The 19,801-nt window shown below is 72.2% G+C and carries 25 protein-coding genes and 4 tRNA genes; 21 read left to right on the top strand and 8 right to left on the bottom strand.

What is annotated here, in order from left to right:
• Positions 1–6: 6 nt before the first annotated feature.
• Positions 7–933 carry a 1,4-dihydroxy-2-naphthoyl-CoA synthase gene (locus ACM9LD_RS12415; RefSeq protein WP_415676950.1) on the bottom strand — a complete coding sequence of 309 codons (927 nt, stop codon included), beginning with the start codon at positions 931–933 and terminating at the stop codon, positions 7–9.
• Positions 934–957: 24 nt separating this feature from the next.
• Between ACM9LD_RS12415 and ACM9LD_RS12410 the strand changes: the two genes are divergently transcribed.
• Positions 958–1,932 (top strand): o-succinylbenzoate synthase, encoded by a 975-nt coding sequence (locus tag ACM9LD_RS12410; RefSeq protein ID WP_415676949.1) that lies wholly within the window; start codon positions 958–960, stop codon positions 1,930–1,932.
• Here ACM9LD_RS12410 and ACM9LD_RS12405 read toward each other — a convergent pair whose 3' ends face one another.
• Positions 1,933–2,397: a hypothetical protein gene (locus tag ACM9LD_RS12405; RefSeq protein ID WP_415676948.1), complete on the bottom strand. Its 465-nt coding sequence runs from the start codon at positions 2,395–2,397 to the stop codon at positions 1,933–1,935.
• Between the two features lie 97 nt (positions 2,398–2,494).
• Here ACM9LD_RS12405 and ACM9LD_RS12400 point away from each other — a divergent pair, with 97 nt between their 5' ends.
• The gene (locus ACM9LD_RS12400; RefSeq protein WP_415676947.1) at positions 2,495–2,971 is read left to right on the top strand and encodes a hypothetical protein; all 477 of its coding nucleotides are present in this window, start codon (positions 2,495–2,497) and stop codon (positions 2,969–2,971) included.
• A gap of 11 nt (positions 2,972–2,982) precedes the next feature.
• Here ACM9LD_RS12400 and ACM9LD_RS12395 read toward each other — a convergent pair whose 3' ends face one another.
• Positions 2,983–3,642: a TetR/AcrR family transcriptional regulator gene (locus ACM9LD_RS12395; RefSeq protein ID WP_415676946.1), complete on the bottom strand. Its 660-nt coding sequence runs from the start codon at positions 3,640–3,642 to the stop codon at positions 2,983–2,985.
• Between the two features lie 108 nt (positions 3,643–3,750).
• Here ACM9LD_RS12395 and ACM9LD_RS12390 point away from each other — a divergent pair, with 108 nt between their 5' ends.
• Entirely contained in the window at positions 3,751–5,181 is a 1,431-nt protein-coding gene (locus ACM9LD_RS12390) for an amidase (RefSeq protein ID WP_415676945.1), read from the top strand.
• A gap of 7 nt (positions 5,182–5,188) precedes the next feature.
• Here ACM9LD_RS12390 and ACM9LD_RS12385 read toward each other — a convergent pair whose 3' ends face one another.
• Both ACM9LD_RS12385 and ACM9LD_RS12380 read right to left on the bottom strand, forming a co-directional pair.
• Positions 5,189–5,356, bottom strand: coding sequence for a hypothetical protein (locus tag ACM9LD_RS12385; protein ID WP_224647592.1), 168 nt, complete (start codon positions 5,354–5,356; stop codon positions 5,189–5,191).
• 10 nt (positions 5,357–5,366) lie between these two features.
• Positions 5,367–5,735: a carboxymuconolactone decarboxylase family protein gene (locus ACM9LD_RS12380; RefSeq protein ID WP_415677071.1), complete on the bottom strand. Its 369-nt coding sequence runs from the start codon at positions 5,733–5,735 to the stop codon at positions 5,367–5,369.
• 125 nt (positions 5,736–5,860) lie between these two features.
• Here ACM9LD_RS12380 and ACM9LD_RS12375 point away from each other — a divergent pair, with 125 nt between their 5' ends.
• Both ACM9LD_RS12375 and ACM9LD_RS12370 read left to right on the top strand, forming a co-directional pair.
• Positions 5,861–6,253 (top strand): DUF302 domain-containing protein, encoded by a 393-nt coding sequence (locus tag ACM9LD_RS12375; RefSeq protein ID WP_415676944.1) that lies wholly within the window; start codon positions 5,861–5,863, stop codon positions 6,251–6,253.
• Entirely contained in the window at positions 6,250–6,510 is a 261-nt protein-coding gene (locus ACM9LD_RS12370; protein ID WP_415676943.1) for a metal-sensitive transcriptional regulator, read from the top strand. The genes ACM9LD_RS12375 and ACM9LD_RS12370 overlap by 4 nt, the downstream gene beginning before the upstream one ends.
• Positions 6,511–6,514: 4 nt before the next feature.
• Here the strand turns inward: ACM9LD_RS12370 and ACM9LD_RS12365 are convergent, their stop codons facing one another.
• Both ACM9LD_RS12365 and ACM9LD_RS12360 read right to left on the bottom strand, forming a co-directional pair.
• Positions 6,515–7,780 carry a saccharopine dehydrogenase family protein gene (locus tag ACM9LD_RS12365; RefSeq protein WP_415676942.1) on the bottom strand — a complete coding sequence of 422 codons (1,266 nt, stop codon included), beginning with the start codon at positions 7,778–7,780 and terminating at the stop codon, positions 6,515–6,517.
• The gene (locus tag ACM9LD_RS12360; RefSeq protein ID WP_415676941.1) at positions 7,777–8,862 is read right to left on the bottom strand and encodes an AbrB family transcriptional regulator; all 1,086 of its coding nucleotides are present in this window, start codon (positions 8,860–8,862) and stop codon (positions 7,777–7,779) included. Before ACM9LD_RS12360 ends, ACM9LD_RS12365 begins: the two co-directional genes overlap by 4 nt.
• A gap of 74 nt (positions 8,863–8,936) precedes the next feature.
• On the opposite strand from ACM9LD_RS12360, the gene ACM9LD_RS12355 reads away from it, so the two are divergent.
• The 8 genes from ACM9LD_RS12355 to ACM9LD_RS12320 all read left to right on the top strand — a co-directional run bounded on the left by ACM9LD_RS12355 (position 8,937) and on the right by ACM9LD_RS12320 (position 16,411).
• Positions 8,937–9,350 (top strand): MarR family transcriptional regulator, encoded by a 414-nt coding sequence (locus ACM9LD_RS12355; protein WP_415676940.1) that lies wholly within the window; start codon positions 8,937–8,939, stop codon positions 9,348–9,350.
• 21 nt (positions 9,351–9,371) lie between these two features.
• A complete protein-coding gene (gene menD / locus ACM9LD_RS12350; protein ID WP_415676939.1) occupies positions 9,372–11,042 on the top strand; it encodes a 2-succinyl-5-enolpyruvyl-6-hydroxy-3-cyclohexene-1-carboxylic-acid synthase in 1,671 nt (556 codons plus the stop codon).
• Positions 11,039–11,491 (top strand): DUF3592 domain-containing protein, encoded by a 453-nt coding sequence (locus ACM9LD_RS12345; protein WP_224647600.1) that lies wholly within the window; start codon positions 11,039–11,041, stop codon positions 11,489–11,491. The genes menD and ACM9LD_RS12345 overlap by 4 nt, the downstream gene beginning before the upstream one ends.
• A gap of 38 nt (positions 11,492–11,529) precedes the next feature.
• Entirely contained in the window at positions 11,530–12,684 is a 1,155-nt protein-coding gene (locus ACM9LD_RS12340; RefSeq protein ID WP_415676938.1) for a glycosyltransferase family 4 protein, read from the top strand.
• A gap of 10 nt (positions 12,685–12,694) precedes the next feature.
• Positions 12,695–13,384 carry a demethylmenaquinone methyltransferase gene (locus ACM9LD_RS12335; RefSeq protein ID WP_415676937.1) on the top strand — a complete coding sequence of 230 codons (690 nt, stop codon included), beginning with the start codon at positions 12,695–12,697 and terminating at the stop codon, positions 13,382–13,384.
• A gap of 4 nt (positions 13,385–13,388) precedes the next feature.
• On the top strand, positions 13,389–14,381 hold the full coding sequence (locus ACM9LD_RS12330) for a polyprenyl synthetase family protein (RefSeq protein WP_415676936.1): 993 nt from the start codon (positions 13,389–13,391) through the stop codon (positions 14,379–14,381).
• A gap of 11 nt (positions 14,382–14,392) precedes the next feature.
• Positions 14,393–15,253, top strand: coding sequence for a M48 family metalloprotease (locus ACM9LD_RS12325; RefSeq protein WP_415676935.1), 861 nt, complete (start codon positions 14,393–14,395; stop codon positions 15,251–15,253).
• A gap of 243 nt (positions 15,254–15,496) precedes the next feature.
• On the top strand, positions 15,497–16,411 hold the full coding sequence (locus ACM9LD_RS12320) for a type IV toxin-antitoxin system AbiEi family antitoxin domain-containing protein (protein ID WP_415676934.1): 915 nt from the start codon (positions 15,497–15,499) through the stop codon (positions 16,409–16,411).
• Positions 16,412–16,832: 421 nt separating this feature from the next.
• Here the strand turns inward: ACM9LD_RS12320 and ACM9LD_RS12315 are convergent, their stop codons facing one another.
• A complete protein-coding gene (locus tag ACM9LD_RS12315) occupies positions 16,833–17,324 on the bottom strand; it encodes a YajQ family cyclic di-GMP-binding protein (RefSeq protein ID WP_415676933.1) in 492 nt (163 codons plus the stop codon).
• A 95-nt stretch (positions 17,325–17,419) separates the two neighbouring features.
• Here ACM9LD_RS12315 and ACM9LD_RS12310 point away from each other — a divergent pair.
• The 8 genes from ACM9LD_RS12310 to secE all read left to right on the top strand — a co-directional run bounded on the left by ACM9LD_RS12310 (position 17,420) and on the right by secE (position 19,778).
• Positions 17,420–17,504: transfer RNA gene (locus ACM9LD_RS12310), tRNA-Tyr, on the top strand.
• A gap of 132 nt (positions 17,505–17,636) precedes the next feature.
• A tRNA-Thr gene (locus tag ACM9LD_RS12305) sits at positions 17,637–17,709 on the top strand.
• A 32-nt stretch (positions 17,710–17,741) separates the two neighbouring features.
• Positions 17,742–17,815 (top strand) — tRNA-Met (locus ACM9LD_RS12300).
• Between the two features lie 34 nt (positions 17,816–17,849).
• The gene (rpmG, locus tag ACM9LD_RS12295; protein ID WP_013125415.1) at positions 17,850–18,017 is read left to right on the top strand and encodes a 50S ribosomal protein L33; all 168 of its coding nucleotides are present in this window, start codon (positions 17,850–17,852) and stop codon (positions 18,015–18,017) included.
• Between the two features lie 94 nt (positions 18,018–18,111).
• Positions 18,112–18,678 carry a (3R)-hydroxyacyl-ACP dehydratase subunit HadA gene (hadA, locus tag ACM9LD_RS12290; RefSeq protein ID WP_415676932.1) on the top strand — a complete coding sequence of 189 codons (567 nt, stop codon included), beginning with the start codon at positions 18,112–18,114 and terminating at the stop codon, positions 18,676–18,678.
• On the top strand, positions 18,665–19,090 hold the full coding sequence (gene hadB, locus ACM9LD_RS12285; RefSeq protein WP_415676931.1) for a (3R)-hydroxyacyl-ACP dehydratase subunit HadB: 426 nt from the start codon (positions 18,665–18,667) through the stop codon (positions 19,088–19,090). Before hadA ends, hadB begins: the two co-directional genes overlap by 14 nt.
• 147 nt (positions 19,091–19,237) lie before the next feature.
• A tRNA-Trp gene (locus tag ACM9LD_RS12280) sits at positions 19,238–19,310 on the top strand.
• A 72-nt stretch (positions 19,311–19,382) separates the two neighbouring features.
• Positions 19,383–19,778: a preprotein translocase subunit SecE gene (gene secE / locus ACM9LD_RS12275; RefSeq protein ID WP_415676930.1), complete on the top strand. Its 396-nt coding sequence runs from the start codon at positions 19,383–19,385 to the stop codon at positions 19,776–19,778.
• Positions 19,779–19,801 lie beyond the last annotated feature (23 nt).

Genomic DNA, 19,801 nt, shown 5'->3' with positions numbered 1-19,801 from the left:
GGGGACTCAGTAGTAGTAGGGGAAGGGGGACCAGTCGGGGGCACGCTTCTCCAGGAAGGAGTCGCGGCCCTCGACGGCCTCGTCGGTCATGTACGCCAGGCGGGTGGCCTCGCCGGCGAAGAGCTGCTGCCCGACCAGCCCGTCGTCGGGGAGGTTGAACGCGTACTTGAGCATGCGCTGCGCCTGGGGGCTCTTGCCGAGGATCTTCGCGGTCCACTCGAGCGCGACGTTCTCCAGCTCGTCATGGTCGACGACGCGGTTCACGGCGCCCATGCGGTGCATGTCCTCGGCGCTGTACACATCGCCGAGGAAGAAGATCTCGCGCGCGAACTTGTTGCCCACCTGCTTGGCGAGGTAGGCGCTGCCGTAGCCGGCGTCGAAGCTGCCCACGTCGGCGTCGGTCTGCTTGAACTTGGCGTGCTCGCGGCTCGCGAGGGTGAGGTCGCAGGTGACGTGCAGCGAGTGGCCGCCGCCCGCGGCCCACCCGTTGACCAGCGCGATCACGACCTTCGGCATGAACCGGATGAGGCGCTGCACCTCGAGGATGTGCAGGCGGCCGCCCTCGGCCTTGACCCGGGCCTCGTCGACACCGTCGGCGGTCGCGGCCTCGACGTCGGAGTCGTGGCTGGTGGCGTACTGGTAGCCGGAGCGCCCGCGGATGCGCTGATCCCCGCCCGAGCAGAACGACCACACGCCGTCCTTCGGCGCCGGGCCGTTGCCGGTGAGCAGCACCGCGCCCACGTCGGGGGTGCACCGTGCGTGGTCCAGCGCGCGGTACAGCTCGTCGACGGTGTGCGGGCGGAAGGCGTTGCGCACCTCCGGCCGGTCGAAGGCCACGCGGACGGTGCCCTGCGTGATGTGCCGGTGGTACGTGATGTCGGTCAGGTCCTCGAATCCGGGGACCGGCTGCCACAGCTCGGGGTTGAAAGTCACGCAGCCGACTCTACTGTTGGGGTCGTGGTGGACGTCGACGAACTGGTGGCCGCGGCGCGCGTGGTGCGCCTGCCGATGCGGGTCCGGTTCCGCGGGATCACGGCCCGCGAGGCCGTCGTCTTCGAGGGGCCGGCCGGCTGGGGCGAGTTCGGCCCCTTCCCCGAGTACGACGATGCCGAGGCCGCGCTCTGGCTGCGGGCCGGGATCGAGGCCGCGTACGAGGGCTTCCCGGAGCCCCTGCGCGACGCGGTGCCGGTGAACGCGACGGTGCCCGCGGTCGGGCCGAGCCGGGTTCCCGAGATCCTGGCGCGGTTCCCCGGCTGCCGGGTCGCGAAGGTGAAGGTGGCCGAGACGGGGCAGACCCTCGCGCAGGACCTGGCCCGGGTGGCGGCCGTGCGGGAGGCGATGCCCGACGGGGCGATCCGCGTCGACGCGAACGGCGGCTGGACCGTGGATCAGGCCGAGCGCGCGATCGCCCGGCTGCTCGAGGGCGGCCCGCTCGACTACGCCGAACAGCCCTGCGCCGCCGTCGAGGATCTGGCCGAGGTGCGCCGCCGGCTGGGCGGCGCCTGCGATGTCGCCGCCGACGAATCCATCCGCCGCACCGACGATCCGATGCGCGTCGCGGAGCTCGGCGCCGCCGACGTCGCGGTGGTGAAGGTGGCGCCGCTGGGCGGGGTGCGGTCCGTGCTGGACGTGGCCGCCGCGCTGAAAGCGGCTGCGGGCGTGCGGGTGACGGTCTCCTCCGCGCTGGACACCGCCGTCGGATTGTCCGCCGGGATCGCCGCGGCGGCGTGCGTCCCCGAAGGGAACGCCGCGGGCCTCGGCACGGGCGGCTTCTTCACCGCGGACCTCGGCGAGCATCCGCTCGTCGGCGGGGCGCTGCGGGTGCGGGCCGTCGCGCCGACCGAGGCGCAGTTGGCGGCGGTCGAGGTGACGGGGGAGCGCCGGGACTGGTGGCTCGATCGCCTCCGACGGTGCCACGCGCTGCTGCAGTAGCTACTTCCAGGGGGCGTAGGCCCAGCCCAGCAGCCTGGAGTTGGGTGCGATGTCGGGCTCCGGGATGACCTGGATCTGCGAGCCGTCGCCCCAGCCGTTGGACAGCCCCTGAACGCCGCCGCTGAGATACGTGCCGTTCCCGAGCGAGATGTCCACGTGGTAGCCGTAGTCGCTCTGCGAGAAGACGAGCGCGCCGCGCGGCGCGGGGAGCGAGGAGTGGCCGAGGCCCTTGGCCTTCAGTCCCTCGTAGAAGGAGCGGGCGTGGTCGCGCGGGATGCCGGTGGCGGTGGTCTTGCCGTAGGCGAAGTCGACGAAGTCCTCGCAGCCGTACTCGCCGAAGGTGTCGGTGCCGACCAGCGTCATGCCGCGGGCGATCGCCTTCTCGACGTCGGCGGCCTGCGCCGGCGGCGCACCCGCCAGCGCGAGCAGCAGCGCGGACAGGACGGCCACCAGTGTGCGTCTCATCGTTTCTTCATAGTCCTACGCATGCCGCCACCGGGGGATTTCGCGGCGGGAGTCCGCTGCGGGTTTCCTGTCGGTGCTGGGCGTTAGGGTGCGGGGCATGGAGAACCTGATGACGGAGCTCGGCGCCGCGATGACGGGGGAGCCCTCCGGGCGGAAGCAGAAGCTCGAGGCCACGTGGGCGCGGATCGCGCCCGGCGACCACGCCGCCCGGTGCATCGCTGCGCACTACATCGCGGACGTGCAGGAGGAGCTGGACGCCGAGGTGGAGTGGGACGAGGTCGCGCTCGCGGAGTCGGCGCACGTCTCGGACGCGGAGCTGCAGGCCATCCACCCGTCGCTGAGCGTCGCCGGGTTCATGCCGTCGCTGCACCTCAACCTGGCCGAGGGCTACCGCCGCCAGGGTCGTTTCACCGATGCGGCGGATCGGCTGCAGACCAGTCGGGAGTTCGACTTCGCCCTGGACTCCGCGATCGATCCCGCCTATGCGAGCGGGATCCGCGAGGCGCAGGAGCGGATGGCCGCCCGCATCGCGGCGGGCGACAGCTCGGGCACGCTCGCGCCCGAGCCCAGCTAGTCCGAGCCCGGCTAGTCCGTGTCCGGCCGGCCCAGGGCCGGTGAGTCGGCCCGGTCGCGCAGCGCGCGGGCGGCGTCCTCGTGGCCCTGCTCGAACAGCGCGCCGATCAGCATCGTGCGCAGCGCGCGCATCTTGACGGCGATGTCGGCGGCCTCGGGCAGCGCCGAGTCGAGCACCGTGAAGCCGTTGATGAGCGCGACCACGCCCCGCGCCGTCTCCGGGTCGATCTCGGCGCCGGCGAGCGCGGCCGCGCCCTGCGCCACCGCGTCAGCGGCGCGCAGGTACTCCTCGACCAGGACGCGCGAGGCCGGGTCGCGCGCCGCGCGGAGGTACGCCTCGATCAGCGCGAGCGACTCGTTGCCGCGCGCCTCGGACGATGCTGCGAACGCTGCGATCACCTCGTCGGGGCTCGCCGAGGTGTTCGCGAGGAAGGCCGCCAGGACGTCGAGCCGCGCGAACTCCTCGGCCACGAAGGTGCGCATCGCCTCGTGGGTGAGGTCGTCGATCGACGCGAAGAAGTAGCCGATCGTCGTGGTGGGGAGGCCGGCGCGGGCGGTCACGGCGCGGTGGGTCACCGAGGCGTACCCGGATTCGCCGACCGTCTCGACCGTCGCCTCGAGGAGAGCGCGCTTGCGTTCGAGCGTGCTCCGCCGGTGTTTGCGCTCCTCCACGCCCCGCAGTCTAGGCCGCGAGCGAAGTCTGTACAAAGTTCCAGACTCGGGCTATCGTCCATTTCTGTAAGTTTGTACAAACTCGGCGTGCGCGCCGGAGGAGCAGCCATGACCACGGAGATCACCCAGGCCGGCACGCGGGCGAACGCCTTCACCGACGACGCCCTCGGCACCCTCGACGCGACCGGCGTCGCCGAGGCGATCGCCGCCGGCACGCTCGGCGTCGCCGAGGCCGCGACGGCCGCGGCCGAGCGGATCCGCACCGTCGACCCCGCGACCCGGGCGGTGCGCTGGTGGCTGCCCGAGGGGGGCACCGGGCCGCAGGCCCCGGTGGACGCGGCGTTCTACGGCGTCCCGTCGGCCATCAAGGAGAACACCGCCTTCGCGGGCCTGCCCACCACGATGGGCTCGGCGGCCCTGCCCGCGACGCCCGCGAAGCGGTCCGGGCCGGTGGGCGAGCAGTTCGCCGCGACCGGCGTGAACGTGCTGGCCTCGACGGTGATGCCCGAGTTCGGCATGACCGCGAGCGCCGAGTTCGCCGACCGCGCGCCCGCTCGCAACCCCTGGAACACCGACTACACCGTGGGCGGCTCGTCGTCGGGCTCCGCGGCGCTCGTGGCCTCCGGCGCGCTGCCGATCGCGCACGGGAACGACGGCGGCGGGTCGATCCGGATCCCCGCGGCGCTGAACGGCCTCGTCGGGCTCAAGGGCACGCGCAGCCGCCTCGCCGAGCTGCCCGCGCTCGCGGTGCTGCCGGTGAACGTGGTGTGCGAGGGCGTGCTCACGCGCACCGTCCGCGACACCGCGCGGTACTTCGCCGCGGCCGAGCGGCACCGTCGGAACCCCGCGCTGCCGCCCGTCGGGCACGTGCGCGGGCCCGGCCGACGGCGGCGGATCGGGCTGGTCACCGAGTCGGTCACCGAATTCGGCATCGCCGCCGAGTGCCTCGCGCCGGTCCGGACCCTGGCCGACGAGCTGACGGATCAGGGGCACGAGATCATCGAACTGAGCATGACCGACCTACGGATCGACGGCGGCTTCGTCGACGACTTCCTGCGCTACTGGGGGCTCCTCGCCGGGCTCGAGGTCGCGGTCACCGGGGCGGTGACGCCGGGCCGGTTCGGCGCACTCGATCCCGTGACCCGCAGCCTGCTGCGGTCGGGGCTGTTCGGCGCACCGTCGATCCCGGGGGCGATCGCGCGGCTGCGCGCCGTGACCGGGAACTACGAGCGGATGTTCGTCGAGCGGGGCGTGGACGCGATGCTCTCGCCGACGATGACCAGCACCACCCCGCGGATCGGCCACCTCGACCCGGCGTTGCCCTTCGACGAATTCATGTCCCGCACCATCGCGATGGTGGGCATCACCCCGCTGAACAACGTGTCGGGCGGCCCGGCCATCTCCGTGCCGTGCGGGTTCGACGACGCCGGGCTCCCGCTGGGTGCCCAGTTCGCGGGCCCCGCCGGTACCGAGGCGGCGCTGCTCGAGCTCGCCTACGAGGTGGAGGAGCTGCGCCCCTTCGCGCGCATCGACGGGTAGTGATCGGCTAGCGGCGGAACCAGCCGCGCTTGGCGGGCTGCTCGGCGCCCGACGGGGCCGCGTGACCGTCGCACCAGTCCTCGGGGCGGACGGTGGCGCGGACGGCGTCGACGTGGGAGCCGCAGCCGGTCCAGGTGGTTTTGCCGCACACGCGGCAGGTGATCGCACTGCACATGGGCCGGACCTTACGCGTTCGCGCCGGCGACGAAGCCGCGGAAGGTCTCGAAGGCCCGCGCGCCGTGGATCGTGGCGGGGCCGCCGTGCATGAGGAAGGTGACGCCGATGGCCTCCGCCGCCTCCTGCTCGGTGGCTCCCGCGCGCGCCGCGGCCTGACCGTGCGAGGCGATGCAGCCGTCGCAGCCCTCGACCACGCCGATGGCGAAGGCGATGAGCTCCTTGGTCTTCTTCTCGAGCGCGCCGTCGGCGAAGGCGGCGCTGCTCAGGGCGCCGAAACCGGCGTAGACGTCCGGGATCGCGCGGCGCAGGTCGCGGTGCTGGGGCTGGAGCGCGCGCAGCGTCGCGGCGCCGTCGGTGGGGTGGTCGTGGGTGCTCATGTCGTCCTTCCGGTAACCCCCTGGGGGGATGTTCGTCACGAACGTAGCATCCCCCCGGGGGGATGTGCCACGATGGGTGGGACGGCGACTTCGACGGTCGCGTCGGCGACGGAAGGAACGGACCCATGGCGGAATTCACGATGAGCGCAGCGATCGACGCGCCCTACGACGAGGCGGTGGCGCGCGTGCGCGAGGGCCTCGCGGCGGCCGGTTTCGGCGTGCTGACGGAGATCGACCTGCGGGCAACGCTCAAGGCGAAGCTCGACGTCGACGTGCCGCCGAAGGTGATCCTCGGCGCCTGCCGGCCGCAGCTGGCGCGCGAGGCGCTCGGCATCGACCCGCGCGTGGCCGCGTTGCTGCCGTGCAACGTCGTGGTGTCGGCCAACGGCGCGGGCGCGCTCGTCGAGGTGATGGACCCGAACGTGATGCCCGAATTCACCGGCACGGCAGCGCTGTCCGGCGTCGCCGCCGACGCGCGGGAGCGACTGGCGGGCATGCTCGACGGGCTCCGCGCATGAAGCTCCCGGAGGAGGGCGCGAAGCCCATCGTCACCCGCCTCAAGCGGGCCCACGGCCACCTCGCGACCGTGATCCGCATGCTCGAGGAGGGGGAGGAGTGCGAGGACGTGCTCACCCAGCTCGCCGCCGTGAACAAGGCGCTCGGCCGCAGCGGCTACGCCCTCGTCGCCACCGGCCTGCAGTACTGCATCGCCACCGAGGGCCCCGAGAACGTCGACCAGAAGAAGCTGGAGAAGCTGTTCCTCGCGCTCGCGTGAACCGCTAGGTCAGCTCCTCGACGGTGACGGTGAAGTCTTGGGCGCGCAGGCGATCCGCGAGCACGTCGCCGAGCGCGACGGCCGGCGTCAGCACGCCCGCGCGGCCGGGGAGCGTCGCGCCGCCGCGGGCGGTGTCGCCGTCGAGCGCCAGCGCCAGGCTGGACTCGCCCAGCATGACGGCGGTGCCGCTGTAGCCGGGGTCGAGCTTGGCGCCGATGGTCGACCGGTAGCGGCGGCCGCTCGTGGTGCGGGTGTAGACGTCGGCGATGAACGAGCCCTTGGCCTGCGAGGACTCGCTCGGCCCCTCGCCGGGGGAGGGCAGGACCCGGTCGAGCACGGGGCGCAGCGGCTTGATCGCGAGCGCCGCCATACCCACCGCGAGGGCGCCCTGCACGGCGTGCGCGGCCACCGTCGAGACGACGGGCGGGCCGGGCACGGCCATCGTCTCCCGGTAGGTGAAGTCGGGGCCGTAGGCGAAGTCGAGCAGGCCGTTGGAGCGGCGCACGACGCGCGTGTTGTAGCTCGCCATGAAGAAGGGCGCGAGCTTGCCGCTCAGCGACGGGTCGACGGACTTGGCGTCGACGACGGACAGGTCGCCGGGCTGCTTCGGGGTCTCGCGGGTGTGATCGACGCTCAGCGAGTGCGGGCGGCCGGCGACGCGGCGCGCGTCCCGGTCGGCGCTCACCTCGTCGGCGAGGCCGATCGCGGAGGCGATGGTGCCGCCGCTCGCGCCGCCGCGGATCGAGCGGATCACCAGCGTCGTGGAGCCGAGCGTGCCGGCACCGTCGGCCCGGGCCTTCTCGTAGACGAGGAACGTGCCGAGGTCCGACGGGATGGAGTCGAAGCCGCAGGAGTGCACGATCTTCGTGCCGTTCGCGGCGGCCTGCTCCTGGAACTTGTCGATCGAGCGGCGCGCGAAGAGCACCTCGCCGGTGAGGTCGGTGTAGTGCGTGCCGGCGTTGACGCACGCGCCGACGACCGTCTCGCCGTACAGGGCGTAGGGGCCGACGGTGCTGCAGAGGACCGTCGTGCGGGCGACCATCGCGTCGAGGGTGGAGGGCTTGTCGACGTCGGCGACGACGACGCCCCAGTCCTTCGCCCGCTCGCCCAGCTCCGCGCGGACCTTCTCCAGCTTGGCCTGCGTGCGGCCGGCCAGCGCGATCCGCACCCCGTCGGGCGCGTGCTTGGCGAGGTGGCGCGCCGTCAGCACGCCGACGAAGCCGGTCGCGCCGAAGACGATGAGGTCGAATTCCCTGGTACCCGCAGTCATGCCGCGATGTTAGCAGTGTTCGCACGGTCGTGCTCGCGCCTCGCGCGCCACCTCTGGAAGGCGCGAGCCGCGGCGGGCGCGAGGAAGAGCATGAGCAGGACGCGGATGAGCTGCGCGGCGACGACGAAGGTGATGTCGACGTTCGACGAGGCGGCCACGGCGAGCACCGCGTAGATGCCGCCCGGCGTGGTCGCGAGGTAGCCGTCGAGTGCGGAGACGCCGGTCATCGCGGACAGCGCGAAGCCCAGCCCCGCGCAGCCGATCCCGACGCCGACGATGAGCAGCACAGCCCAGGGCAGCAGCCGCGCCATCGACCGCAGCGACTCGCGGGTGAAGCCCACGCCCGCCTGCCAGCCGATCACCAGGTAGCCCGCGGCGACCAGCGCCCACGGCACCGTCGCGCCCGCGGCGACGCCCGACAGCGACAGCGCGGCGGAGGCGACGAGCGGGCCGAGGAGGCCGCCGGCGGGCAGTCGCGTCGCGAGCCCTACGGCCAGGCCGCCGCCCACGCACAGGGCGGTGAAGCCGAGGTCGAACCACCAGGCGCGCTCCGGGCCCGAGGCGACCGACGAGGACCCCGGCGTGTGCGGATACAGCGCAGCGACGAGCGGCAGCGAGACCGTCACCAGCCCGACGCGCAGGTACTGGACGACCGCGACCACCTTCTCGTCGCCGCCGAGCTCGCGCGCGATCGCGACCAACCCCGACGCGCCGCCCGCCACCAGCGCGAGCGAGCCGGTGATCGATTCGGTGTCCCGGTGCCGGCCCAGCAGCGCGCCTGCGCCGACGGACAGCAACAGCGTCGCGAAGCCGACGAGCAACGCCGCCGGCCACCGCGACCCCAGCGCCGCGACCGTGTGCGCCTGCATGAGCGTGCCGATGTACGCGCCGAGGACGCCCTGCGCGCCCAGCTGCACCGGCCGCGGGATCGGCCCCGGCGCGCGGCCCGCGAGCGCCGCGACGACCGCGCACACGAGCGCCGCGAATAGTGGCGCGCTCGGCACGCCGGCCGCCATCAGTGCGGCGGAGAGGGCGCAGGAGGCGACGATCAGGCCGGTCCATCTCGTCAGCTCGCTTCGCATGACGACAAGTATCTGCTTGCAGAAGACGTCGTGCAACTCGCGAAATGCGCAAAAGTATGAAGTAAACTCTTGCTATGTCCGATGTCAGCGAGCTCCGCTACGGCGTGCACTCCCTCAGCCGCGAGATCCGGGCCCACCGCCGGCCCGGCCCGCTCACCGAGACCCAGTACCTGATCCTCGGCAGCCTCGACCGCGGCGGACCGGCCACGCCGGCCGAGCTCGGCGAGGCGCACCACGTCCGCGCGCAGACCCTCACCCCCGCGCTCAACGCCCTCGCCGACGCCGGCCTGGTGCGCCGGCGCCGGGACGAGGCGGACCGTCGGCGGCAGTACGTCGAGCTGACCGACGCGGGCCGCGCCGTGATCGAGGAGGACCGGGCGATCCGCAACGCCTGGCTCGCGTCGGCGATGGCGGAACGGCTCACCGACCTCGAACGGGACCTCCTGCTCCTGGCCGGTCCGGTCCTGGCGAAGCTGGCCGACGGGTGATGCGGTCGTAAGGTGGTCCGCATGCAGAAGCCGCCGAACCCGTCCACGCTCCAGGCGCGCGTGATCGTGGACGAGCTGGTCCGCGGCGGCGTCACCGACGTGGTGCTGTGCCCCGGCTCGCGCAACGCGCCGCTCGCCTTCGCCGTCCACGCGGCGGACGCGCGCGGTGAGCTGCGGCTGCACGTGCGCATCGACGAGCGCACCGCCGGCTTTCTCGCGGTCGGCCTCGCCGCGGCCGCCCGCCGCCCCGTCGCGATCATCATGACCTCCGGCACCGCCGTCGCGAACCTCGCGCCCGCCGTCTACGAGGCCAACTACGCCCGCGTCCCGCTGCTGGTCGTCAGCGCGAACCGGCCCTACGAGCTGCTCGGCTCCGGCGCCAACCAGACCGTCGAGCAGTTCGGCATCTTCGGCACCCAGGTCCGCGCGTCGCTGTCCCTCGGCCTCGCCGAGCCCGGCCTCGACCGCAATTCGCAGTGGCGCAGCGCCGTCTGCCGCGCGCTGTCGGCCGCCCGCGGCGCCCGCACCGGCAACGCCGGCCCCGTCCAGTTCGACATCCCGCTGCGCGAGCCCCTCGTCCCCGACGACCCGTCGCCCGAGTTCGCGCACGGCCGGCCCGACGGGGGGCCGTGGACCGTCGCGCCCGTCGCCACCCTCGACGTGCCGCTGCCGATCGACCTGACCCCCGACACCGTCGTCATCTCCGGGCACGGGGCGGGCGAGAACCCCGCGCTCGCCGGGCTGCCCACCGTGGCCGAGCCGACGGCCCCGCACCCCGAGAACGCGCTGCACCCGTGGGCCCTGCCCGCGCTCAAGCCGCGGCAGGCCATCATCTGCGGCCGCCCGACGCTGCACCGCGAGGTGAGCGCCCTGCTCGCCGATCCCGAGGTCACCGTCTACGCCGTGACGACGGGGCCGCGCTGGCCCGACGTCTCCGGCAACGTCGCCGCGACGGGCACGCGGGTCCTGCCCGTCGGCGAGCCCGATGCGGCCTGGCTGCAGCGCTGCGCCGACGCCGACGCCGCCGCGCGGGAGGCCGTGGCGGAGGGACTCGACGCCGAGCCCGTCACCGGCCTGCACGTGGCCCGCGCCGTCTGCGCGGCCCTGCGCACCGGCGACCAACTCGTGGTCGGCGCGTCCAACCCCGTCCGCGACGTCGCCCTCGCCGGCGACGTCCCGTCCGGCGTCCGCGTCCTGTCCAACCGCGGCGTCGCGGGCATCGACGGCACCGTCAGCACCGCCGTCGGCGCCGCGCTCGCCCACCAGGACCGGCGCACCGTCGCGCTGATGGGCGACCTGACCTTCGTGCACGACGCCTCCGGCCTGCTCATCGGCCCCGAGGAGCCCCGGCCGGCCAACCTCACCATCGTCGTCGCCAACGACAACGGGGGCGGCATCTTCAACCTGCTGGAACAGGGGGAGGAGCGGTACTCCGGGGCGGAGTACGACGGTGCCGCCGCCCGCGTCTTCGGCACCCCGCACGGCACCGACATCGGCTCCCTCTGCGCCGCCTACGGCGTCGAGTACGTGCGCGCCGAGCTGGACGGCCTCGCCGACGCGACCCGCGCCGACGGCCTGCGCGTGGTCGAGGTGCGCACCGAGCGCACCGGCCTGCGCGCGCTGCACGCCGGCATGCGGGCGCGGATCAGCGCCGCGGCGTCGAGCGGCCCGGCCGCGGGGGAGGGCGCGTGAGCCGCACCGCGCTGCGGCGCGTGCAGATCGTCCTGCTGAGCGCGGCGATCCTCATCACCGGGCTCTGCGTGGTGCTGGTCGCGGCCGCGTGGCGCGACGACCGCACCATCGACGCCGACCGCGGCACGGCGACCGCCGAGGTGCTCTCCGCCGGGCCCCGTCGCTCGACGATCAGCTTCTACACGACCGACGGCGTCAACCACAATCCTCCGCTCGGCGTCCTCTACCCCAGCGAGCTCAACGTCGGCGACCGCATCCAGGTCGAGTACAGCCGCTCCGATCCGGAGCTGGTGCGCGTGGCCGGACGGTCCGCGGCCGTCGCGGTGCTGCCCGCCGCGTCCGTCGCCGCGGGGACGTGGCTGGTGGTGGGGGCGATCATGCTGCTCATCGCCGCCGGCTACCACCGGGGTGAGAGTTCACCTGACGTTCCGCGCACCGTCGACCGGTAGGGAACCTCACGGTCACCGCCCCGGGCGACACTGCTGACGTGCGTATCGCGATCGTGGCCGAGTCCTTCCTGCCGAACGTCAACGGAGTCACCAACTCGGTGCTCCGCGTCCTCGAGCACTGCCGCCGCACGGGCGCCGAGGCGATCGTCATCGCGCCCGATGCGGTCGCGGGCGAGGAGCCGGCGCCGACCCAGCACCTCGGGTTCCCCGTGTACCGGGTGCCCGCGCGGATGCTGCCGAAGATCTCGTCGCTGCCGATCGGGCAGCCGAACATGCTGATCGTCGACGTGCTGCGCGACTTCCGGCCCGACGTGGTGCACCTCGCCTCGCCCTACTTCCTGGGCGCGGGCGGCCTCGCCGCGGCGAAGCGGCTCGGCATCCCCGTGGTCGCGATCTTCCAGACCGACGTCGCCGGGTTCGCCGGCTCCTACGGCCTCGGCCCGCTGGAGCGCGCCGCCTGGTGGTGGACCAGGCAGATGCACAAGCAGTGCGACCTGACGCTCGCGCCGTCGTCGGCGTCCGTCGCCGACCTCGAGGCGCACCGCATCCCGAGGGTGAAGACCTGGGCGCGCGGCGTCGACGCGGAGCGCTTCGCCCCGTCGCACCGCTCGGCCGCGCTGCGCGCCGATTGGCTGGGGGACCGCCCCGACCGGCTGGTGGTCGGCTTCGTCGGGCGGCTCGCCGCGGAGAAGCACGTCGAGCGCCTCGCCGGGCTCGCGCACCGCGACGACGTGCAGCTGGTCATCGTCGGCGACGGCCCGGAGCGCGCCCGGCTCGAATCACTGCTGCCCGGAGCGGTCTTCACCGGGCAGCTCGGCGGCGCGGACCTCGGCGCCGCGTACGCCTCGCTCGACGTCTTCGTGCACGCCGGCGAGCACGAGACCTTCTGCCAGGCCGTGCAGGAGGCTCTCGCGTCGGGCGTCCCGTCGATCGCCCCCGACCAGGGCGGCCCGCGCGACCTCGTCGCGCACTGCCGCAACGGCTACCTGCTGCCGACCGCGGAGTTCGCCGAGCTGCTGCCCGGCGTCATCGATACCCTGGCCGATCCCGCGCTCCGCGCCCGGTTCGGGGAGGCCGCCCGGAAGTCCGTTCTGGCCCGCACCTGGCCGGCCCTCTGCGACCAGCTGTTCGGGCACTACGAGAGCGTGATCGCCGGACCTGCGGCGGGCCGGTCGGTCCGCGCCGTCGTGTAGCTTTCGGGGCATGGCAAGGGCCTCTCTGGACAAGAAACCGGGCGACGTCGCGTCGATGTTCGACGGTGTCGCGCGCCGGTACGACCGGACCAACACGCTCATGACGGGCGGGCTGGACCGGTACTGGCGCGCCCGCACCCGGCGCGCGCTCGACCTCAAACCCGGGGACCGCGTGCTCGACCTCGCCGCCGGCACCGGCGTCTCGACCGTCGACCTGGCCCGCTCCGGCGCCTGGGTCGCGGCCTGCGACTTCTCGACGGGGATGCTCAAGGCCGGCGCCTTCCGCCGGGTGCCGATGGTCGCGGGCGATGCCATGGCGCTGCCGCTCGCCGACGACTCCTTCGACGCCGCCACCATCTCGTTCGGCCTGCGCAACGTGCAGGACACCGTCGCGGGCCTGCGGGAGATGGCGCGGGTCGTGCGGCCCGGCGGCCGCCTCGTGGTCTGCGAGTTCTCCACCCCGACCAACGGCGCCTTCCGCGCGCTGTACGAGAAGGTCGCGCTCGAGGCCATCCAGGTGGTGGCGAAGGGATCGTCGAACCCGGAGGCCTACACCTACCTCGCCGAGTCGATCCGGAACTGGCCGGCGCAGGCCGATCTCGCCGAGCTCGTCCGCGAGGCGGGCTGGGGCGACGTGGCCTGGACGAACCTGACCGGCGGCATCGTCGCGCTGCACACCGCGACCCGCCCGCTAGGCTGAACACGTGGAGAAGACGGTAGCCGGGGTCTCGCTGGGATCCGACGAGTTCGCGGCGGGGATCCGCGCGGACCTCGCCCGCGTCGAGCAGGTCATCGCCGACGGCATCGCCGAGGCCGACGGGTGCGTGATCGAGGAGGCCCTGCACCTCTTCCAGGCCGGCGGCAAGCGGTTCCGGCCCATGTTCACGGTGCTCTCCGGCCGGATCGGCGGAGCCCCGTCCGACCAGGTCATCACCGCCGCCGCGGCGATGGAGCTGACCCACCTCGCGACGCTGTACCACGACGACGTGATGGACGAGGCGGACACGCGCCGCGGCGCACCGTCGGCGAACGCGCGGTGGGGGAACTCGATCGCGATCCTCGCCGGCGACTTCCTCTTCGCCCGCGCCTCCGCGTACGGCGCCGACCTCGGCCCCCGCGCCGTCGGCGTCATCGCGAAGTGCTTCGGCGAGCTGGTCACGGGCCAGATGCTCGAGCTCAAGGGCGCCGGCGACGGCGACCCGGTGCGGCACTACCTCGACACCATCTGGGGCAAGACCGGCAGCCTCATCGCCACCTGCGGCCTGCTCGGCGCGCTGCACGGCGGCGCCGACGAGGAGACGGCGCAGCGGATGTACCGCATCGGCGCCGCCATCGGCATGGCGTTCCAGATCAGCGACGACATCATCGACATCAGCTCGATCGCCCAGGACTCCGGCAAGACGCCCGGCACCGACCTGCGCGAGGGCGTCTTCACCCTGCCGGTGCTCTACGCGCTGCGTGACGAGGGCCCCGAGGCCGATCGGCTGCGCGAGATCCTCGTGGGCCCGGTCACCGACGACGCGCTGGTCGACGAGGCCATCGAGCTCCTCGGCCGCTCCGCGGGCATGAAGGAGGCGCAGGCCACGCTGGCCCGCTACGCCGACGAGGCCCGCGCCGAGCTGGCCGAGCTGCCCGAGTCCGAGCCCCGCTCCTCCCTCGAGTCCCTGGTCACCTTCACGGTCGCCCGCCTGGGCTGAGGACCCCCGAAGTGCAGGGCCTGGGGAGTAGGACCGGCAATCAGATCCGCACCGCGCTGCTCCTGGCGCTGGTCGCGGGCTTCCTCATGGCCACCGGCGCGGTCTTCGGGCAGACGGCGTTCGTGCTCTCGATCGTGCTCGCCGCCGGCGTGTGCGCCTACCTGTACGTCAGCGGGCCGTCGCTGCCCCTGCGCGCGATGCACGCGCGCAGTGTCTCCGAACTGCAGCAACCCGCGCTGTTCCGGCTGGTCCGGGAGCTGTCGACCTCCGCGCGGCTGCCCATGCCCGCGATCTACGTCTCGCCCACCGCGGCGCCCACCGCCTTCGCGACCGGCCACGGCCCGACGCACTCCGCGGTGTGCGTGACCATTGGGCTACTGGAGCTGCTCTCGGAGGACGAGCTGCGGGCCGTGCTGGCGCACCAGCTCGCCCGGATCGGCTCCCGGGACACGCTGACCGCCTCCGTCGCCGGGGCGCTCGGCGCCGTGATCTGCGGTTTCGCCGGCTTCGGCTACCTCCTCGGCTTCGGCGACGGCGGCGCGCGGCGCAGCCGGGTCGTCGACGCCATGCTGTCGGTGCTCGCGCCCATCGCCGGTGCGCTGATCCGCCTGGGCGTCTCGCGGACCGTCGACTACCGCGCCGACCACACGGGCGCGCTGTTGACCGGGTCGCCGTCCGCGCTGGTCAGCGCCCTGGAGAAGGTGTCCGACGGTGCCGCCCGCGCACCCCTGCCGCCCGAGCCCGAGATCGCCGTGCACGCCAACACCATGCTGGTCTGCCCCTTCCTCGACACCGACCGCATGGGTCGCATCTTCCGCACGCAACCGCCCGTCGACCGCCGCGTCGAGCGCCTGCAGGCCCTCACGTCGTAGCCCGACGGTCCGCCGTCGGCTGCCGGTCCGCCGGTGCGCCGCGGCGTGTGGTGGGGGACCGGTCGCCGAGTGGGGGACGGTCGAGCCCCCACCGGAGGAACGGCGTCCGGCGAGGGTTGGAACGCCGGGTGGGGGAATCGGCGCCGAGCGGGGGACGAAAAGTTGTGAGTACTCGCCGGTAGCCTGTGGACGAGCGGGTTCTCGCAGCCGAACTCGGGTCCGGGCACTGGTTGACTGCGGTCCATGGGGGAGCTGCTAACGAGGAAGTATCTTCTCGCTACCGGCCGGAACAGCGCGGAGATCAGTCGCGCCGTCGACCGGGGCGAGCTGATCCGGCTGGCGAAGGGCGTCTATGCGCTCGGCGCGGACTACTCCGCGCCCGAGCTGTATCGGATGCGGGTGCAGGCGGTGGGGATGTCGTGCAGCGGGGTGATCAGTCATGAGAGCGCGGCGGTCCTGTTCGACGTCCCGTACCTGCGGCCGGAGCGGAAGGACGTCCACGTGACCGTCGACCGGGTGCACGGTGGCGGGCGTCGGCCGGGGATCCATGTGCATCCGCGGCCGCTCGTGGCCGGGGAGATCGTGGAGTTCGACGGGATGCGGGTGACGTCGCGGGTCCGCACGTCGATCGACGTCGCGATGACCGGCGACCTGATCCGCGGCGTGGCCGCGATCGACGCGGTGCGATGCGTACCGCGCTTCCCGAAGCCGACGGATCCGTCGCCGGTGCCACGGGCGGCGCTGACGGAGTGTCTCGACCGGTTGGGGCGTCGACGGGGTTCCGCGGTCGCTCGTCGCGCGCTGGGGTTGTCCGTGGACTGCTCCGGATCGCCGGGAGAATCGTGGTCGCGGGTGCTGATCCACTCGTGGGGTCTGCCGGCGCCGCGGCTGCAGACCCCGTTCGACTTCGGCGGCCGGCAGGTGTTCGCCGACTTCGAGTGGGGCTCGCTCATCGGCGAGTTCGACGGCAAAGGCAAGTACGGCACCACCGACGCCGAGCGCGCCGCGGCCCTCGAGGCGGAGAAGGACCGGCACGCGCTGTTCGTGGGCGCCGGCTTCGAGGTGGTGCGGTGGGATTGGGACGACCTGCTCAACGACGCCCTTCTCCGCGCGAAGCTGACTCCGACTCTTGCCCGCCACGGCCTCCTCTCCGCGTAGCGCGGCCGGCGTCCAGTGGGGGATTCGGCGNNNAGCGNGGGACGTTCGAGCCCCCACCGGAGGAACGGCGTCTGGCGTGGGCTGGAACGCCAGGGTGGGGATTCGGCGTGTGGCCGGGGAGCGAATGCGACGTGGGGGACGACGCCGCTGTGCCCGAGGCGTGACGAAATCCGCCGCTCCTCTCCTGACGTGAGGAAACCCACAGCCGAGATCACGGACCCCACGGCCGCTACCTCCAGCGGGGCGACCAGGAACCGAACGAGGGACGAAGGGCGGCGTCGCCGCCGAGCGATTCTGCAGTGCCCGAGCCGATAGGCGAGGGCGCGAAGCCCAGCGAGCGGCGATGCCGCCCTTCGGCCCGGCCGCGAGCGCACCGTCGAACTACGCGGCCGGCCGCGAGCGCACCGTCGAACCAGGAGACCTAGCGGTAGTTGACGAACTGGACCGCGATGTCGAGGTCGGCGTTCTTGAGCAGCGACTGGACGGCCTGCAGGTCGTCGCGCGACTTGCTGGAGACGCGGAGCTCGTCGCCCTGGATCTGCGCCTTGACGGACTTGGGGCCCTCGTCGCGGATGAGCTTGCTGATCTTCTTGGCGTTCTCGCTGGTGATGCCCTCGACGAGCGTGCCGGTGATCTTGTACGTCTTGCCGGAGGCGACGGGGTCGCCCGCGTCGAAGGCCTTGAGCGAGAGGCCGCGCTTGATGAGCTTCTCCTGGAAGACCTCGAGGCCGGCCTTGGCGCGCTCCTCGGCGTCGGAGGTGATCACGATCTTGTCCTCGCCCGAGGACTCGACGGTGGTGTTCGTGCCGCGGAAGTCGTACCGCTGGCTGAGCTCCTTCGAAGCCTGGTTGAGGGCATTGGCGACCTCCTGGCGGTCGATCTTGCTCACGACGTCGAACGACGAATCGGCCATCTTCTGTTGCACTCCTATGAGGTTGACCTGCGGGTTTGCGCGCCCCCCACGGGGGCGTTGTAGTCTATCGTCCGCTGCCTTCACCGGCAGTGAAAGGCACGTTGCCCGAGCGGCCAATGGGAGCGGACTGTAAATCCGTCGGCTTAGCCTACGTAGGTTCGAATCCTACACGTGCCACCAGCTGCGGCCCTCGACGTTCACGCGTCGGGGGCCGCAGCGATAACGAGCTGACCTGCGGATTTGGATGAACTCGGCCGCGGTGTGTAATCTCGTTGAGGCTCTTGGAGCGCCGGGAACGGCGACCTGAGGCACGCCCCCTTAGCTCAGTCGGCAGAGCGTTTCCATGGTAAGGAAAAGGTCGACGGTTCGATTCCGTCAGGGGGCTCGCTAGACCAGTGCAATGTGCTGATAGCTCAGGGCGGTGTAGCTCAGCTGGTTAGAGCGCACGACTCATAATCGTGAGGTCGGGAGATCGAGCCTCCCCACCGCTACAACTGACAAGAGATTTGCGAAAGAGGGACCGTCGTGGCTTCATCGACAGATGTCCGCCCCAAGATCACCTTGGCGTGCGAGGTGTGCAAGCACCGCAACTACATCACCAAGAAGAACCGTCGCAACGATCCCGATCGCCTCGAGCTGAAGAAGTTCTGCCCGAACTGCGGATCGCACCAGGCGCACCGAGAGTCGCGCTGACGTAGACGTCGACAAGGGGGAGGGCATCCACAGCGGATGCCCTCCCTTTTGGCATACTGCCCTTCAGCCCATTCACGATAGGTAGGTTCGTCACGTGAGCAAGGACATCGATGTGCCGGGTGGACCGGTCACCGAGCAGCTCAGCCCCGAGGAAGTCGCGGAGCGCACGCGCGCCGCGGTCGGTTACAACTACGAGTACGACGAGAAGTACTACGTCAGCCGCGAGAAGGTCCGCGAGTTCGCGAACGCGTCCCAGCTGACCGATCCGGTCCACCACGACGTGGAGGCCGCGCGCGCGGCCGGCTACGCCGACATCGTGGCGCCCCCGATCATGTTCTCCCTGATCGGCATCATCGCCCACCGCCCGCTGTTCGAGAACGCGATCGTCGGCTACGGCCGTCGGCCCGTCGTGCAGTCGGCGCAGGAGGTCAAGTTCCACGCGCCGATCGTCGCGGGGATGACGCTCACCACCCACGTGCACTTCGACGCCTTCCGGCAGGCCGCGGGCGCCGACCTGATCGTGACCCGCAACGAGATCTCCGACCAGGACGGCAACCACCTCGTCACGTCCTGGACCACCCTGGCCGGCCGGTCGGGTGAGGACGAGGACGCCGCATTCGTCGGTGCAATGGAAAAGGTGATGATGTATGGCGCTTCGTAACTTCGCGGACGTGACGGTGGGCGAGGAGCTCCCGGCGCGCACCTTCGAGCTGACCCGCGGCGACCTGGTGAACTACGCCGGCGTCACCGGCGACCCGAACCCCATCCACTGGTCCGATCACATCGTGAAGCTGGCCGGCATGGAGGACGTCGTCGCGCAGGGCATGCTGACCATGAGCCTGGGCTCGAACTACATCACCGAGTGGCTGGGCGATCCGGGCGCGCTCAAGGAGTACAGCGTCCGCTTCACCGCGCCGGTGTTCGTGCCGGCCGACCAGAAGGCGGAGCTCCTCTACTCGGGCAAGATCAAGTCGCTCGACGAGGAGACCAAGACGGGCGTCGTGTTTTTGACGGTCAAGCAGGGCGAGCGCAAGATCTTCGGCAAGCCGGTCGCCACCGTCCAGTTCGCCTGACGGTCCGCGGCCCGCTCGGGCCGCATGACCGGTGCGTTTTGAGGTGCGGCACCGATGTGCCGTACACTGAACTGTCCGCACAAAACGGCGGGCGTGCGAAAGCGCGCCCATCGAACGGTGCGGGTGCGGGGCCGGAAGGTCTCGCAAAGGGGTGTAGCTCAGTTGGTAGAGCAGCGGTCTCCAAAACCGCAGGTCGCAGGTTCGAGTCCTGTCGCCCCTGCATAGCGCGGGCCCCCGGGGCCCGGCTGTCGAAATCGGCGGGCCGACGCCCGCTGGAAGATCCAGCGGAGGGATGTGCGTGAGCGACGAGAAGGACGACGCGACCACCGGCGAAGCCGCCGGCGACAGCGTCGCCGAAGACGCCCAGCAGGCCCGCCCCTCCGGTAAGCGCGCGAGTCGCCGTGGCGGCCGCACCGCGCTCGCCGAGGCGCCGGAGCCCGGTTCGGCGGTCGAATCCGGCGCCGCGAAGAAGCCCGCGGAGGCGAAGAAGTCGCGCAATCCGTTCGCCGCCATCTGGTTGTTCATCCGCCAGGTCGTCGCGGAGCTGCGGAAGGTCATCTGGCCGACCCGGTCCCAGATGATCAACTACACGATCATCGTGCTGGTCTTCGTGGTGGTCCTCACCGCGATGATCAGCCTCCTCGACCTCGGCTTCGCGAAGCTGATGTTGTGGGCGTTCGGCAAGTAGCCGGACCACACGAGTTAGACGAG

Source organism: Tsukamurella hominis (assembly GCF_965137015.1).
GTDB classification, from domain to species: Bacteria; Actinomycetota; Actinomycetes; order Mycobacteriales; family Mycobacteriaceae; genus Tsukamurella; species Tsukamurella hominis.
Note: the sequence above shows the minus strand (reverse complement) of the source record. Positions and strands in the feature narration are given on the sequence as shown.